Origin of the sequence: Labrys sp. WJW, from assembly GCF_001676615.1 — a bacterium.
GTDB classification, from domain to species: Bacteria; Pseudomonadota; Alphaproteobacteria; order Rhizobiales; family Labraceae; genus Labrys; species Labrys sedimenti.
The window spans coordinates 51,717-66,338 of sequence record NZ_LYXZ01000020.1; the positions used below are offsets into that span (position 1 = coordinate 51,717).

General features: G+C 65.7%; 14 protein-coding genes. 6 read left to right on the forward strand and 8 right to left on the reverse strand.

The window, feature by feature from the left end; all coding sequences use genetic code 11:
- Positions 1-88: 88 nt before the first annotated feature.
- The 3 genes from BA190_RS13855 to BA190_RS13865 all read left to right on the forward strand — a co-directional run bounded on the left by BA190_RS13855 (position 89) and on the right by BA190_RS13865 (position 2,143).
- Complete coding sequence (locus BA190_RS13855) at positions 89-658, forward strand: fasciclin domain-containing protein (protein ID WP_068287940.1); 570 nt, start codon at positions 89-91, stop codon at positions 656-658.
- A gap of 73 nt (positions 659-731) precedes the next feature.
- Positions 732-1,349, forward strand: a complete 618-nt coding sequence (locus tag BA190_RS13860) for a cytochrome b/b6 domain-containing protein (protein ID WP_068287943.1) — start codon at positions 732-734, stop codon at positions 1,347-1,349.
- 11 nt (positions 1,350-1,360) lie between these two features.
- Positions 1,361-2,143, forward strand: a complete 783-nt coding sequence (locus BA190_RS13865) for a molybdopterin-dependent oxidoreductase (protein ID WP_068287950.1) — start codon at positions 1,361-1,363, stop codon at positions 2,141-2,143.
- Positions 2,144-2,280: 137 nt separating this feature from the next.
- Here the strand turns inward: BA190_RS13865 and fabI are convergent, their stop codons facing one another.
- The 4 genes from fabI to BA190_RS13885 all read right to left on the reverse strand — a co-directional run bounded on the left by fabI (position 2,281) and on the right by BA190_RS13885 (position 7,040).
- Entirely contained in the window at positions 2,281-3,120 is an 840-nt protein-coding gene (gene fabI, locus BA190_RS13870; RefSeq protein ID WP_068287953.1) for an enoyl-ACP reductase FabI, read from the reverse strand.
- A gap of 192 nt (positions 3,121-3,312) precedes the next feature.
- Positions 3,313-4,539: a beta-ketoacyl-ACP synthase I gene (fabB, locus tag BA190_RS13875; protein WP_068287960.1), complete on the reverse strand. Its 1,227-nt coding sequence runs from the start codon at positions 4,537-4,539 to the stop codon at positions 3,313-3,315.
- Between the two features lie 442 nt (positions 4,540-4,981).
- The gene (gene fabA, locus BA190_RS13880; protein ID WP_068287971.1) at positions 4,982-5,488 is read right to left on the reverse strand and encodes a 3-hydroxyacyl-[acyl-carrier-protein] dehydratase FabA; all 507 of its coding nucleotides are present in this window, start codon (positions 5,486-5,488) and stop codon (positions 4,982-4,984) included.
- 196 nt (positions 5,489-5,684) lie between these two features.
- Positions 5,685-7,040 (reverse strand): caspase family protein, encoded by a 1,356-nt coding sequence (locus BA190_RS13885; RefSeq protein ID WP_068287979.1) that lies wholly within the window; start codon positions 7,038-7,040, stop codon positions 5,685-5,687.
- A 326-nt stretch (positions 7,041-7,366) separates the two neighbouring features.
- On the opposite strand from BA190_RS13885, the gene deoA reads away from it, so the two are divergent.
- The 3 genes from deoA to BA190_RS35920 all read left to right on the forward strand — a co-directional run bounded on the left by deoA (position 7,367) and on the right by BA190_RS35920 (position 10,185).
- Positions 7,367-8,692, forward strand: coding sequence for a thymidine phosphorylase (gene deoA, locus BA190_RS13890; protein WP_068287982.1), 1,326 nt, complete (start codon positions 7,367-7,369; stop codon positions 8,690-8,692).
- Position 8,693: 1 nt separating this feature from the next.
- Positions 8,694-9,908, forward strand: a complete 1,215-nt coding sequence (locus BA190_RS13895; RefSeq protein WP_068287984.1) for a phosphopentomutase — start codon at positions 8,694-8,696, stop codon at positions 9,906-9,908.
- 139 nt (positions 9,909-10,047) lie between these two features.
- Positions 10,048-10,185, forward strand: coding sequence for a hypothetical protein (locus BA190_RS35920; RefSeq protein ID WP_156771512.1), 138 nt, complete (start codon positions 10,048-10,050; stop codon positions 10,183-10,185).
- Between the two features lie 151 nt (positions 10,186-10,336).
- On the opposite strand, the gene BA190_RS13900 is transcribed toward BA190_RS35920, so the two are convergent.
- Genes BA190_RS13900 through BA190_RS13915 form a run of 4 tightly spaced genes read right to left on the reverse strand, consistent with a single transcriptional unit; the run spans position 10,337 to position 14,415 of the window.
- Entirely contained in the window at positions 10,337-10,753 is a 417-nt protein-coding gene (locus tag BA190_RS13900; protein ID WP_068287989.1) for a cytidine deaminase, read from the reverse strand.
- Positions 10,753-11,724, reverse strand: coding sequence for an ABC transporter permease (locus BA190_RS13905; RefSeq protein ID WP_068287990.1), 972 nt, complete (start codon positions 11,722-11,724; stop codon positions 10,753-10,755). The genes BA190_RS13900 and BA190_RS13905 overlap by 1 nt, the downstream gene beginning before the upstream one ends.
- A gap of 4 nt (positions 11,725-11,728) precedes the next feature.
- Positions 11,729-12,901 carry an ABC transporter permease gene (locus tag BA190_RS13910; protein ID WP_082979724.1) on the reverse strand — a complete coding sequence of 391 codons (1,173 nt, stop codon included), beginning with the start codon at positions 12,899-12,901 and terminating at the stop codon, positions 11,729-11,731.
- Positions 12,898-14,415 carry an ABC transporter ATP-binding protein gene (locus BA190_RS13915; protein ID WP_156771513.1) on the reverse strand — a complete coding sequence of 506 codons (1,518 nt, stop codon included), beginning with the start codon at positions 14,413-14,415 and terminating at the stop codon, positions 12,898-12,900. The genes BA190_RS13910 and BA190_RS13915 overlap by 4 nt, the downstream gene beginning before the upstream one ends.
- Positions 14,416-14,622: the final 207 nt, after the last annotated feature.

Sequence of the window (14,622 nt, forward strand, 5' to 3'; positions counted from 1 at the left end):
TAAAATCGAGGCGTAGATCTTCACGAGACGCGGACATTCCCGTGCTCCACCGCTCGCAACGACCGGTGCAATCTTTCGGAGATCTATCATGACCCGTCGCACCTCCTCTTACGCCGCCGTCATCGGTGTGGTTCTCGCCGCCTCGGTGTTCTACACGGGCGCCGCCTTTGCCGAGACTACCGTCAAGGTCGGTGGCGCTCCGATGTATCCTTCCAAGAACATCATCGAGAACGCCGTCAATTCGAAAGACCACACCACCCTGGTCGCCGCCGTCAAGGCCGCCGGCCTGGTCGATACCTTGATGACCCCCGGCCCCTTCACTGTGTTCGCGCCGGTCAACAAGGCGTTCGGCAAGCTGCCCAAGGGCACGGTCGACACGCTGCTCAAGCCCGAGAACAGGGGCACTCTCACGGCCGTGCTCACCTATCACGTCGTGGCCGGTAAGCATTCGGCCGCCGAGTTGATGTCCGAGGTGAAGGCCGGTGGCGGCAAGGCCACGCTCAAGACCGTGCAGGGCGGCACGCTCACCGTCGTGCAGGACGGCCGCAAGCTCGACATCATCGATGCCAAGGGCGACCGCTCGACCGTGACCATTCCCGACGTCAACCAGAGCAACGGCGTCATCCACGTGGTCGATACCGTGCTGCTGCCGCAGTGATCGCTTGCGCCGGACCGCGGGCGTGCCTCCGCGGTCCGGTGCCTCTGTCGTCCTGTTCGGGGAGCCCGTCGCCATGACGCAATCTCACACCCTGCCGGTCCCGGCCGCCGCGCCGGTCCACCCGGTGATCGTCCGGATCACCCATTGGACCAATGCCGCGACGATGCTGATGATGATTTCCTCAGGCTGGGCCATCCACAATGCCTATCCCACGCTGCCTTTCCTGTTTCCGGCCGCGGTGACCCTCGGCGGATCGCTGATCGGCGGCCTGCAATGGCACTTCGCCGCCATGTGGCTGCTGGTGGCCAACGGCCTGATCTATCTTTGTTACGGCCTGGCCTCGGGGCGGTTCCGGCGCAAATTGCTGCCGATCTCGCCGCGGGCGGTGTTTTCGGATCTGAAGGCGGCCCTGGCCGGCCGGCTCGGCCACGAGGATCTCAGCCGGTACAATGCGATCCAGCGCCTGCTCTATCTCGGCGTGATCGCCGATGGCGTGCTGGTGGTGGCGTCGGGCCTCGCCATCTGGAAGCCGGTGCAACTGCGCCCGCTGGTGATGCTGCTCGGCGATTTCGACACGGCCCGCCTGATCCATTTCGGCGCCATGTCGATCATCGCCGCCTTCCTGGCCGTGCATGTGGCGATGGCCCTGCTGGTGCCGCGCAGCCTGCTCGCCATGATCCGTGGTCGCTGAGGGAGGGGGTCATGCTGCGCGAGCCCAAAAAGCCCCATGCCGATACCGGCGCGATCCTCAAGGAGGCGGCCGGCCGGCTCGATCTCACCACGCGGCGCCATTTCCTGCGCCAGATGCTCGGCTTGGGAAGCCTCACTTTGCTGGCCGGCTGCGACGTCACCGACGGCCTCAGCGCCGAGGCCATGCTCGGCCGGGTCTCAGATTTCAACGACCGCGTCCAGGCCTGGCTGTTCTCGCCGGCGCGCCTGGCCCGGGAATATCCGGCAAGCCTGATCACCCGGCCCTTCCCCTTCAATTCCTTCTACGAACCCAATACGCCGGACCAGGCGCCGGTGATCGATCCCGAGACCTACCGGCTTGATGTCACCGGCCTAGTCGAGCGTCGCGAGCACTGGACGCTGCGTGAACTCCACGCTTTGCCGCGCGTCACCCAGGTCACCCGCCATATCTGCATCGAGGGCTGGAGCGCGATCGGCAGCTGGTCTGGCGTGCCCTTCTCGCACTTTCTGCGCCGGGTCGGTGCCGACCTGACCGCAAGCTACGTCAATTTCCGCTGCGACGACAATTACGTCACCAGCATCGACATGCCCACCGCCCTGCATCCGCAGACGCAGCTGAGCTTCTGGTTCGATGGACAATTGCTGCCGCGTACCTATGGCTTCCCGATGAAACTGCGCGTGCCCACCAAGCTCGGCTTCAAGAACCCAAAATTCATCGGCGAGATCGAGGTGAGCAACGACTATCTCGGCGGCACCTGGGAGAGCCAGGGCTATAACTGGTTCAGCGGGCTGTAATCGCCACTTCCTGGAAATGCCAAGGTCCTCGATGTACCTGGAAGCTCTGTGCTCATGGAAAAGAAAATGCGGGCGACGACGCCCGCATGTCCATGGATACTTCGCTTCCAGTGCTTCCGCTACGCGGACAGGCAGACCTATTCGGCGGCCGCCTTCGTCGTCACGCTTGCTTCGGCAGCTTCCTGGGCCTTGAGGGCTTCGGGATGCGGCATCGAGATGATGTTGTAGCCGGAATCGACGAAATGTACTTCGCCGGTGACGCCGGTGGACAGATCCGAGAGCAGGTAGAGCGCCGAACCGCCGACTTCCTCGATGCTCACCGTGCGGCGCAACGGGGCGTGGGCGCGCTGGTAGTTGAACATCAGCCGGGCATCAGAAATGCCGGCGCCGGCGAGGGTGCGGATCGGGCCGGCCGAGATGGCATTGACCCTGACGGCCTGCGGGCCGAAATCGGAGGCGAGATAGCGCACCGATGCCTCGAGCGCAGCCTTGGCGACACCCATGACATTGTAGTTCGGCATCACCCGGGTGGAGCCGCCATAGGTGAGGGTAAGGATCGAGCCGCCATCATGCATCAAATCGGCGGCGCGCTTGGCGATCTCGGTGAAGGAGAAGCAGGAGATCACCATGGTCTTGGCGAAATTGTCACGCGTGGTGTCGGCGTAGCGGCCCTTGAGCTCGCTCTTGTCCGAATAGGCGATGGCGTGGACGAGAAAGTCGATCTTGCCCCATTCCCGCGCCAGCGTGGCGAAGACGCCGTCGACGGAAGCGATATCCTCGACGTCGCACGGCACCAGCAGGCTGGAACCGACGCTGTTGGCCAGCGGCTCCACGCGCTTGCGCAGGGCCTCGCCCTGATAGGTGAATGCCAATTGGGCGCCTTGGTCGGCGAGGCTCTTGGCGATACCCCAGGCGATCGAATGATCATTGGCCACGCCCATGATCAGACCGCGCTTACCTTGCATGAGCCCTGTCATGGCCTGCAACTCCAAATCCTGGTCATCAGTCATTCGGGGCGCAATCAGACCAGAATCGGCCGATCAGCCCGCATTTCCGCCTCTTTACCACGTTTTGACAAAGCAGCCGGGGATTTGCTTGGTTCCCGGATCACTTTATCTGTCTCTTTGTTACGCGATATACCGACCGGAACAGGCGGGCAGGAACGGGTCTCAGGCGTCGAGCCGCTTGAAGACCAGGGCCGCGTTGGTGCCGCCGAATCCGAACGAGTTGGAAAGGACATGGCTCAGCTTGGCATTGTCGATACGCTTGCGGACGATCGGCATGTCGGCAAAGGCCGGATCCAACTCCTCAATATGCGCGCTCTCGCAGATGAAGCCATTATTCATCATGAGAAGTGAATAAATTGCTTCCTGCACGCCCGTCGCGCCCTGCGAATGGCCGGTCAGCGCCTTGGTCGCGGCGATCGGGGGGCATTTGTCGCCCGAGCCGAACACCTTGCGGATGGCCTCGATCTCAGGCGGATCGCCGGCCGGCGTCGAGGTGGCGTGCGGATTGATGTAGTCGATCGGCGCCTTGATGTTGGCGAGCGCCATGCGCATGCAGCGCTCGGCGCCCTCGCCCGAGGGGGCGACCATGTCATGGCCATCGGAGGTGGCGCCATAGCCGGCGATCTCGCCATAGATGCGGGCGCCGCGGGCCTTGGCGTGCTCCAACTCTTCCAGCACCAGCACGCCGGCACCGGCGGAGATCACGAAGCCGTCGCGATTCCTGTCATAGGGGCGGGAGGCCGTGGAGGGGGTGTCGTTGTATTTCGACGACATCGCGCCCATGCCGTCGAACAGCACGGCCAGCGTCCAGTCGAGTTCCTCGCAGCCGCCGGCGAACATCACGTCCTGCTTGCCGTACTGGATCTGCTCATAGGCATTGCCGATGCAATGGTTCGAGGTCGCGCAGGCCGAGGAGATCGAATAGTTCGTGCCCTTGATCTTGAACCAGGTCGAGAGCGTGGCGGAGGCCGTGGACGACATCGCCTTGGGCACGGCGAAGGGGCCGACCTTCTTGGAACTGCCCGACTCGCGCGCCTTGTCGGCAGCCTCGACGATGGTGCGGGTGGAGGGGCCGCCGGACCCCATGATGATACCGGTGCGCTCGTTGGAAACTTCGTTGGCTTCGAGGCCGGAATCGAGGATGGCCTGCTCCATCGCCACATGGTTCCAGGCGGTGCCGCCGCCATGGAAGCGCATTGCGCGGCGATCGACCACCGAGGCGGGGTCGAGCGTCGGCGCGCCATAGACTTGAGAGCGGAAGCCGTATTGGGCGAACTGCTCGGCGCGCGTGATACCGGATCTGGCCTCGTGCAAGCTGGAGAGAACCTCCTGCGTCGAGTTGCCGATCGAAGACACGATACCCATGCCGGTAACGACGACACGTCTCATGGCGATCCCTTCCAGTTTCGTGACCGCCCCACGATCCTCTCCGAGGAGATCGCCAGGCCGGCACTGCGTTCCCTAGAGAAAAGCGCGTTCAATGTGAACGCTCACTTGCCCTAGCTCCTTGTTTCCAAGCCAATCCGACGGATTGGCGGGAGCGTCCCTGCGATTTGAGGCAATTGCATCTCATCGCAAAACGCTTGAGCAGAATTTCGCAAGCGACCCGGTTTTGGGCAAGCTCGGAAATTATGCTCGCTGCCTGCGGACGGGCAGGACCCGGACACGGACAGCCTAACAAAGCATCGACCCCGTCAGCGCGTCGAGCGTCGTCGGGGCCGCATCCTGCGTTCTCAAAGCACATCGTTAAGGGCAAGCCAATGCGGGCATGCCTGAAAATGCGCTCAACCGGCGCCGCGCTCGGGCCAGAAATCAGGCTCGGTACCAGAAATCAGGCCTGGAACAGGCCGACGCGCAGATCCTTGGCCTCATAGATGGTGCGGCCATCGGCCTTTAGCCAGCCATCCGCAATGCCGAGAATCAATTTACCCTTGAAAACCCGCTTGAGGTCGACGCCATACTCGACCTGTTTGACGCTGGGCAGCACCTGGTCGGTGAATTTGACTTCGCCGACGCCGAGGGCGCGGCCGCGTCCGGACTGGCCGAGCCAGCCCAGGAAGAAGCCGGTCATCTGCCAGAGGGCATCGAGGCCAAGGCAGCCCGGCATCACCGGATCGCCCTGGAAATGGCAGGAAAAGAACCAAAGGTCCGGTTTGACATCGAGGGTGGCGCGTACGCAGCCCTTGCCGTTTGGACCGCCGGTCTCGGAGATTTCCGGGATGCGATCGAACATCAGCATGGGGGGGAGGGGCAATTGCGCATTGCCGGGGCCGAACATCTCGCCACGCCCGCAGGCCAGGAGATCTTCGTATTCAAAGCTCGAACGGCGTTCCGCCATTGCGTCTCAGTCCTCATCGACCAGTCAAAACCGTGTGTCCGGGCAGGCGAGCCTGTCCGCTCCACGGCCTCCCCTTAACATAGCAATCCCGCAGCCGAAAGCGGGGGAAGGGTCGCGGGGGCGATGTTGCCCCCTTAAAAAGGACTCAAGCGGCTTTGTCGGACCACGGACAGGCCGGCCGGGCGGGCTATGCCTGCTATCGCGCTGCCGAATCGTAGCGGAATACCAGCGTGTCGTCGCGCCAGCCGGTCTGCGCGCAATCCCTGGCGCGCCGGGGAGCCTTGCCGCGCAGAGTGATGGTCGGCGGCTCTCCGGCCGCCGAGCCCTCGACGCGATAGGAGATCGGCCCGCACTCGCGCGAGAAGACATAGGCCTGGCCGCGATAGACGCCGCCGCTGGCCGTCCCCTTGAACAGCAGTGCTCCCTTGCGCACCCCGACCTCTGCCAGGCCCGGGCGGGGCGCCTCGTAGTAGAACAGGCGGTTGCCCTCGCTCGCCGATAGCGCCACGCGCGAGCCGTTATGGTTCCAATAGCTCGAGACCGTGTAGGGCGGCGGATCGGATTGGGCGGGCGCGGACGCAGGTGAGGCGGAGATCGGCGCCGGCCCGGCCGCGGGCTTGGCCAGCGCTTCCAGCCGCCGGCGCACCGAGGCGGCGCAATAGCCCTTGGGAAAATTGTCGAGATAGGCTTCGAGCTTGATCGGGGTGGGATCGGTACCGAGATCGGTGCAGGCCGCCATGTCCGCCTTGTCGGGGACCGGGCTTCCCGGCGCCGGGGACGGCTGCTGCGTGGCGATGGGGGGCGAAGCGGATATGGCGGTGCCCGACAGATAGAGATCACCGAGCAGCGCTTCATCGACCCAGGGCGTCTGGCGCTGGTTCGTGGCGGCATGGACGTCCTGGCGTACCAGCGCCAGCATGCGACGGATCTCGATGCCGGCCTCCGGCAGTCGCTTCAGCAAGGCGGCCGCGAAGGGAGAATGGCCGTTGTCCCCATCGTCGGCGACGGCATTGGGGCCGGTGGCGAAGGCGACCAGCGTGCCGGTGCTGGCGGCGTCGAGCCGGGCGAGGCCGCGCGAGGCGCCGCGTGTGGCGCTCGCCGGCAGGGGATTGTTGCGGCAGGCATCCACCAGCAGGATCTTGGCCTTGGCGCCGGAGGCGCTCAGGATGTCGCTGATGTCGTCGAGCCTGACGGTCTGCGTGGCGAGATCGACGCGGCTCTTGATGTCGGCATCGACGGGAATGAGGAAATTGCGCTGGTCGACCTGCATGCCGTGGCCGGCATAATACACCAGGGCGATATCGGCATCGGTGGCCTCGTTGCCGAATTCGGCCATCGCCTTGAGCATGGCGGCATGGTCGGCATCGCTGGCGCGGACCACCTTGAAGCCGAGCGGGCCGCCGGCGAGCAGCCTGGCGATGGCGTCGGCATCGGCGACGGGATTGGCGAGGCGGCCCAGCGTGCGATAGTCGCCATTGCCGATGACGAGGGCGACACGCTTGTCGGCGAGCGCGGCGGTGGCCCCGGCCAGCCAGAACAGACACAACAACATCAAGCAACGCCGGATCATCGCCCCACCCCGGATTCACGGCAGCACCGCACCGATTGTGGCACGCCCGCCAGGCGCTGGCCAGTTCGCGGGGAACAGGGGGGACGCCAGGGCACCAGGCCGTTGCCTCCCCGCAATGGATTTGTAAACGCTCGCACACTTTCCTCCGCATGGCTTTCCTTCGCGGATCGTGGAGGCTATCGTCGCGGCCCGAAATCGAAAGGCCACGCAGGGACGGGGCCGCCAAGGCGTCTTGCGATCCGGCTGTCGGCCGGGAATCGCAAAGACGCCTACAGCTTGACCGCGTTCTGCCCCAGGGAGCCCGATCCGTGACCCTTCTTCCCCAGGAAATCATTCGCAGGAAGCGCGACGGCGCTGCCCTGTCCGCAGCTGAAATCGAGAGTTTCGTGCAAGGGCTGGTGGCCGGCAGCGTCACCCATGCCCAGGTCGCGGCCTTTGCCATGGCCGTATTCTTCCGCGGCATGGCGATGGACGAGCGCATTGCCCTGACGCGGGCGATGACCCAATCGGGCACCGTGCTCGACTGGCGCGGGCTCGACCTGCCGGGGCCGGTGGTGGACAAGCACTCGACGGGCGGCGTCGGCGACAATGTCAGCCTGATGCTCGGGCCGCTGGTGGCGGCCTGCGGCGGCTTCGTGCCGATGATTTCGGGCCGGGGCCTGGGCCATACCGGCGGCACGCTCGACAAGCTCGATTCGGTGCCGGGCTACACCACCCAGCCCGATCTCGACCTGTTCCGCCGGGCCGTGCGCGAGGCCGGCACCGCCATCATCGGCCAGACCGCCGACCTCGCCCCGGCCGACAAGACCGTCTATTCGATCCGCGACGTCACGGCCACGGTCGAATCGATCCCGCTGATTACGGCCTCGATCCTGTCGAAGAAGCTCGCGGCCGGGCTCCAGGCCCTGGTGATGGACGTGAAGACGGGTTCCGGCGCCTTCATGCCCACCTTGGAGGGCTCGCGCGACCTGGCCGAATCGATTGCGACCGTCGCCACGGGCGCCGGGCTGCCGACCACTGCCCTGATCACGGCGATGGACCAGCCCCTCGCCAGCGCTGCCGGCAATGGCCTGGAGGTCCGCAATGCCGTGGATTTTCTCACCGGTGCCCATCGGGACCTGCGCCTTCTGGAGGTCACCGTCGATCTCTGCGCCGAGATGCTGGTGCTCGGCGGACTTGCCCGCGATACCGCCGAAGGCCAGGCGCGCATCGAGCAGGCCCTGGCAAGCGGCCGGGCGGCCGAACATTTCGCCCGCATGGTCTCGGTGCTCGGCGGGCCGGCCGACTTCGTCGAGCGTCCCGAGCATTATCTGCCCGCTGCACCTGTGATCAAACCCGTCTTCGCCGAGCAGGCAGGGCAGGTCGGCAGCATCGATACGCGGGCCGTCGGCCTCGCGGTGGTGGCGTTGGGCGGCGGGCGCACCCGCCCGCAGGATACGATCGACCATGCCGTGGGCCTTACCGGCCTTGCCGAACTCGGTGCCGAGGTCGGGCCTGACCATCCCCTCGGCTTCGTGCATGCCCGCAGCGACGCGGCGGCCGCGGCCGCCGCCGCCAGCCTGCGCGCAGCCTATCGCATCGGCGAGGGAGAGGAAGCCCTGCCGCCGGTACTCGAACGCATTGGAGGAAGCTGAGATGGGTCGCGCGCTCCTTCTGGTGATGGATTCCTTCGGTATCGGCTCGGCTGACGATGCCGAGCGCTATGGCGATGCAGGGGCGGATACGCTCGGCCATATCGCCGAGGCCTGCGCGGCGGGCCGGGCCGGCGAGAACGAGCATCGCACCGGCCCCCTGCGCCTGCCCGTGCTCACCAGCCTGGGCCTTGGTGCGGCTGCACAGGCGGCAACGGGCACGCTGCCGCCTGGCCTGGAAGGCGGTGTGGCGGAGGGCTTGTGGGGCTATGCGGCGGAGATTTCCAAGGGCAAGGACACACCGTCTGGCCATTGGGAGATTGCCGGCTATCCCGTGTCGTTCGACTGGGGCTATTTCCCCAGGGAGGTGCCTTGTTTTCCGCCCAAGCTGATCGCCGCCATCGTCAAGGAAGCCGGGCTTGGCGGCGTACTCGGCCAGTGCCATGCCTCGGGCACGCAGATCATCGCCGAGCTCGGTGCCGAGAGCATCGAGACCGGCAAGCCGATCTTCTACACTTCCACCGACAGCGTGCTGCAGATCGCCGCCCATGAGGAAGCGTTCGGGCTGGAAAGACTGTTGTTCCTCTGCGAGATCGCCCGCCGGCACGTCGATCACCTCAATATCGGCCGGGTGATCGCCAGGCCCTTCGTCGGCGATGCCTCGGGCGGTTTCACCCGCACCGCCAACCGGCGCGACTATGCCGTGCCGCCGCCGGCCGACACGCTGCTCGACGTGGCCGAGCGCGCCGGGCGGGGCATCATCACCATCGGCAAGATCGGCGACATCTTCGCCCATCGCGGCACCGGCGAGATCGTCAAGGGCCCGAGCAACGACGCGCTGATCGATCGCACGCTGGAGGCCATGGGGCGCCTGCCCGATGGTGGCCTGCTCTTTGCCAATTATGTCGACTTCGACACCCTCTATGGCCACCGCCGCGACATTCCCGGCTATGCCGGTGCCCTGGAGCAGTTCGATATGCGCCTGCCGCAGATCCTCTCCCGGCTGGCCGAGGATGACCTGCTGATCATCACGGCCGATCATGGCTGCGACCCGTCCTGGATGGGAACGGACCATACGCGCGAATTCGTGCCGGTGCTGGCGCGCCTGGGCAAGCGTACGGGACCGATCGGCCGGCGCGACAGCTTCGCGGACATGGCCGCCAGCGTGGCGGAGCACCTCAGGCTGGATTGGCAGGGGGCAGGAAAGTCATTTCTGTAGTCCTGGATGCGCGGGCGCCCGGACGCCCGCTCACCTCTTCTCAACCATGATTCCAGACGGCGTGGCGAAATCGCGCCGCGTTAACGTGCGAGCACCCGCGACGCTTCCATCATGACCCCCGTTTCGAGGTGGGTCGGTTATGATCGAGCGTATGCATATGGTGTTGAAGGGCGGCATTTCCGCCGAGGACCGGGCGCAGTTCTGGGTGGGGTTGACGCTGGCCGTCGCCACCCTCGTGCTGCTGTGCGCCAGCTTCCTCGACCTGGTCTCGATCTGATACCTCTTGATGCTCGACCGATCGAACACCGTCATTGCGAGCGCAGCGAAGCAATCCAGGGCCCAAAAACGCGGTGGCCATGGCACCTGGATTGCTTCGCTGCGCTCGCAATGACGCCTGAGTCAAACATCGCGACTATTGGTATGAGGTTCTATCCCAGATTCTCCGGCCCGAAGCTCTCGGGCAGCAGTTCGTCGAGCGTGAAGCTGCGGCGGATGCCCTCGGGCCCGGCGACATGGATCGGTGTCGACGGCCTTGCGAATTCGCGGATGCGCTGGCGGCAGCCCCCGCATGGCGTGGTCAGGCCGGGCGCGTCGGGATGGGCGTCGGTCCAGCCCAGCACCAGGATTTCGGCGATTCCCGTCTCGCCATCCGCCACCATCGCCGAGATGGCGCCGCCTTCGGCGCAGGCGCCGACCGGATAGGCGGCATTCTCGACATTGCAGCCGGCATAGATCCGGCCCGAGCGGCCGCGTATGGCCGCTCCCACCTTGAAGCGCGAATAGGGGGCGTGCGCCTTCTCGCGCACCGCCCTGGCGGCTTCGAACAGATCGGCGAGCGCGTTCATCAGCGTTCCTTGAGATAGGGAATGCCGGCGGCCTTGGGCGGCGTTGCCGCGCCGACGAAGCCGGCCAGCATCAGCACGGTGAGGATGAAAGGCAGCGCCGAGATCAGCTCGGAGGGCACCAGCATGCCCGCGATGACGAAGCCCGACCCCATGCGGATCGAGATGGCGTCGAGCAGGCCGAACAGCAGGCAGGCACCGAGCGCGGGCCAGGGCCGCCATTTGGCGAAGATCAGGGCGGCCAGGCCCATATAGCCGCGCCCGCCCGTCATGTTCGAGACGAAGGCGGCCGAGTCGGCAGTGGAGAGATAGGCACCGGCGATGCCGGTCAGCAGGCCGCAGATCAGCACGGCCCGGTAGCGCAGCCAGGCCACCGAGATGCCGGCAGTGTCGACGGCCTGCGGGTTCTCGCCGACGGCGCGCAGGCGTAGGCCGAAACGGGTCTTGTAGAGCACCCAGGCCGTCACGGGCACGCAGACGAAGGCGAAATAGACCAGGATCGAATGGCCGGAGAGCACGTCGGCATAGAGCTGGCCGATCACCGGCACGCCCTTGATCGCCTCTGCCCCCGGCAGCTCGATCGGCTGGAAGCGGGCATCGCCGCTCAGGCTCGGCGTACGGCCGCCCTCGCCATACCAGGCATTGCCGATGAAGGCGGTGCTGCCGAGCGCCAGGATGTTGATGGCGACGCCCGAGACGATCTGGTTGCCGCGATAGCGGATGGAGGCGATGCCGTGCAGCAGCGCAAAGCCGATGGAAACGATGATGGCGGCCACCAGGCCGAGCCAGGCCGAGCCACAGGTCGCGGCGGTGACCGCGGCGGCGAAGGCACCCGCCAGCATCTTGCCTTCGAGTCCGATGTCGACGATGCCAGAACGCTCCGAATAGAGGCCGGCGAGGGCACAGAGCAGATAGGGCGTGGAGATGCGGATGGCGGCGGCGGCCACGCTGGCCAGCATGATCACGGTATCCATGGCGTCATGCTCCCTTGCCGGTGGGGGTGAACAGTTGGAACAAGGCGGCGAGCTGCGGGCGGAACATGGTTTCCAGAGCGCCGACGAAGAGAATGATGATGCCCTGGATCATCACGATCATGTTCTTGTCGAACACCGGGTTTTCGAAGGAAAGCTCCTGACCGCCCTGGATCAGCGCTCCGAACAGGATGGAAGCGAGCACGATGCCGGCCGGATGGGAGCGGCCCATCAGCGAAACGGCGATGCCGATGAAGCCGGCGCCGGCCGTGTAGTCGATGATCATGCGGTGTTGCTCGCCCATCAGCACATTGGCGCCCATCAGGCCGGCCAGGCCCCCCGAGACCAGCATGGCGACGACGATGATTTTCGCGGGTGAGATGCCGGCATAGACGGCGGCCGTCTGGTTGTGGCCGACCGTGCGCATCGCATAGCCGAGCCGCGTTCGCCAGATCAGGGCCCAGACCAGTACGGCGGCGACCAGGGCGATCGGAAAGGCGAGATTGACGAGGGTGAGGTCGAGCTGGATGCCGAGCCCGGCCAGGAGATCGCTGAGCAAGGGCATGCCCGTCGAATCGGGAAAAAGCTCGGACTTCGGCTCGCCGGAGCCCGGCTTCATCATCACATTCACCAGGAGATACTGCACCAGCGCGGTGGCGATGTAGTTGAACATGATGGTGGTGATGACGACATGGCTGCCGCGCTTGGCCTGGAGGTAGCCCGGAATGAAGGCCCAGGCGGCGCCGAAGAGCATGCCGGCGGCCATGCCGAGCGGGATGGCGAGGGGCCAGGGCAGGCCGCCCAGATGCAGGCAGGCCCAGGCGATGCCGATGCCGGCGATCTGGCCCTGGCCGTCCACGCCGATATTGAACAATCCGGCATGAAAGGCGACGGCGACGGCAAGGCCGGCGAAGATGAAGGTGGTCGCGTAATAGAGGGTGGTGCCCACGGCGTTGGCATCGCCGAACGCACCGCCGATCATGGTGACGCCGACGGTCAAGGGGTCGGCGCCGACGATGATCCACACCGCGATGCCGGAGACGATGAAGGCCACCAAGACGTTGAGCAGCGGCAGGATGATGGTGTCGGCCCACCAGGGCAGGGTGATCAGGCTGGCGCCGCTGCGCCCCGAAAAGATCGCCCCCAGAAAGGCCCCGGGCGTGGTGGTCTGCCCGCTCATGCCGCTTCTCCCGAAACGCCGGCCATCAGGAGGCCGAGGCCGTTCTCGGTGGCGTCCTTGGCCAGGCACTCGCCGGTGACACGCCCGCCGCACATCACCAGGATGCGATCGGAGAGGCCCATGATCTCGTCGAGCTCGACCGAAACCACCAGGATGCCCTTGCCGGCGTCGCGCATGCCGATCAGGCGGCGGTGAATGAACTCGATGGCGCCGATGTCGACGCCGCGCGTCGGCTGCCCCACGATCAGCAAAGCCGGGTCGCGCTCCATCTCGCGGGCCAGCACGATCTTCTGGGCATTGCCGCCCGAGAAATTGGCCGTCTTCAGTTTCGGATCGCGCGGGCGCACATCGAAGCGTTCCATCTTGTCGGTGAGGTCGGCGATGATGCGGCGGTAATTGAGGAAGGGGCCGCTGCCGAGCTTGCGATCCTTCTGATAGCCCAGGATCGCGCTTTCATAGGCGGCGAAGGGCTTGACCAGGCCCATCTTCATGCGGTCTTCGGGCACGTGGGCCAAGCCGAGCTTGCGCAGCTCCGCCGGGTCCGCGGCCGCGGCATTGCTGCCCCGCAGCCGGATCTCGCCGGAAAAGACCGGCCGGATGCCGGCAATGGCTTCCAGCAGCTCCGATTGGCCGTTGCCGGCGACACCGGCGACGCCGACGATCTCGCCGGTCCGCACGGTGAAGGAGACGTCGTCGACGCGGATGATGCCCTTCTCGTCCTTGACGGTGAGGTTCTTCACTTCGAGGATGACGTCGCCCGGCTTGGCCTCGGCCTTGTCGACACGCAGCAGCACCCGGCGCCCGACCATCAGTTCGGCGAGCTCGGTGGGATTGGTCTTGGCGGTATCGACGGTGGCTACCATCTCGCCGCGCCGCATCACCGAGACGCGGTCGGTGATCGCCATGATCTCGCGCAGCTTGTGGGTGATCAAGAGGATGGTCTTGCCCTGCTCGCGCAGGACCTTGAGGATTTCGAAGAGCTGGTCGGCCTCGGACGGGGTCAGCACGCCGGTGGGCTCGTCCAGGATGAGGATGTCGGCACCGCGATAGAGCGCCTTGAGGATCTCGACGCGCTGCTGGGCGCCGACAGGCAGTTCGCCCACCACGGCATCCGGATCGACTTCCAGGTGATAGCTCTTTTCCAGCCGTGCCAGTTCGGTGCGGGCATGCTCGCGCCCCTTCGCCAGCAGGCCGCCGCCCTCGGCGCCGAGCATGACGTTTTCCAATACCGTGAAGGGATCAACCAGCATGAAGTGCTGATGGACCATGCCGATGCCGGCATCGATGGCATCCTGGGAGGAGCGGATCGCCTTCACGGCGCCGTTGACGTGGATCTCGCCGCTGTCGGCCTCGTAGAAGCCGTAGATGATCGACATCAGCGTGGATTTGCCGGCGCCGTTCTCGCCGATGATGCCGTGGATGGTGCCTCTCTCGACCACGAGGTCGATCGCCTTGTTGGCGTGGACGGGGCCGAAACGTTTGTCGATTTGCTTCAGTTCGAGGGCAGTTGCCAAAGGGAGCCTCGCGGGAGCAATAGGGGCCGATCCCGGATCGGCGAAGGCGGCGGTTCATAGCTGAAAGGCGAGCCCGGGCCCAATGTGGTTCACTTAGAGAGGAAACGCTCCGATTTGTCATAGCCGGGCTTGACCCGGCTATCCAGGAACCCCACGCGCAACCGGTCGGGAGGTGGATTGCCGGGTCAAGCCCGGCAATGACAAAGG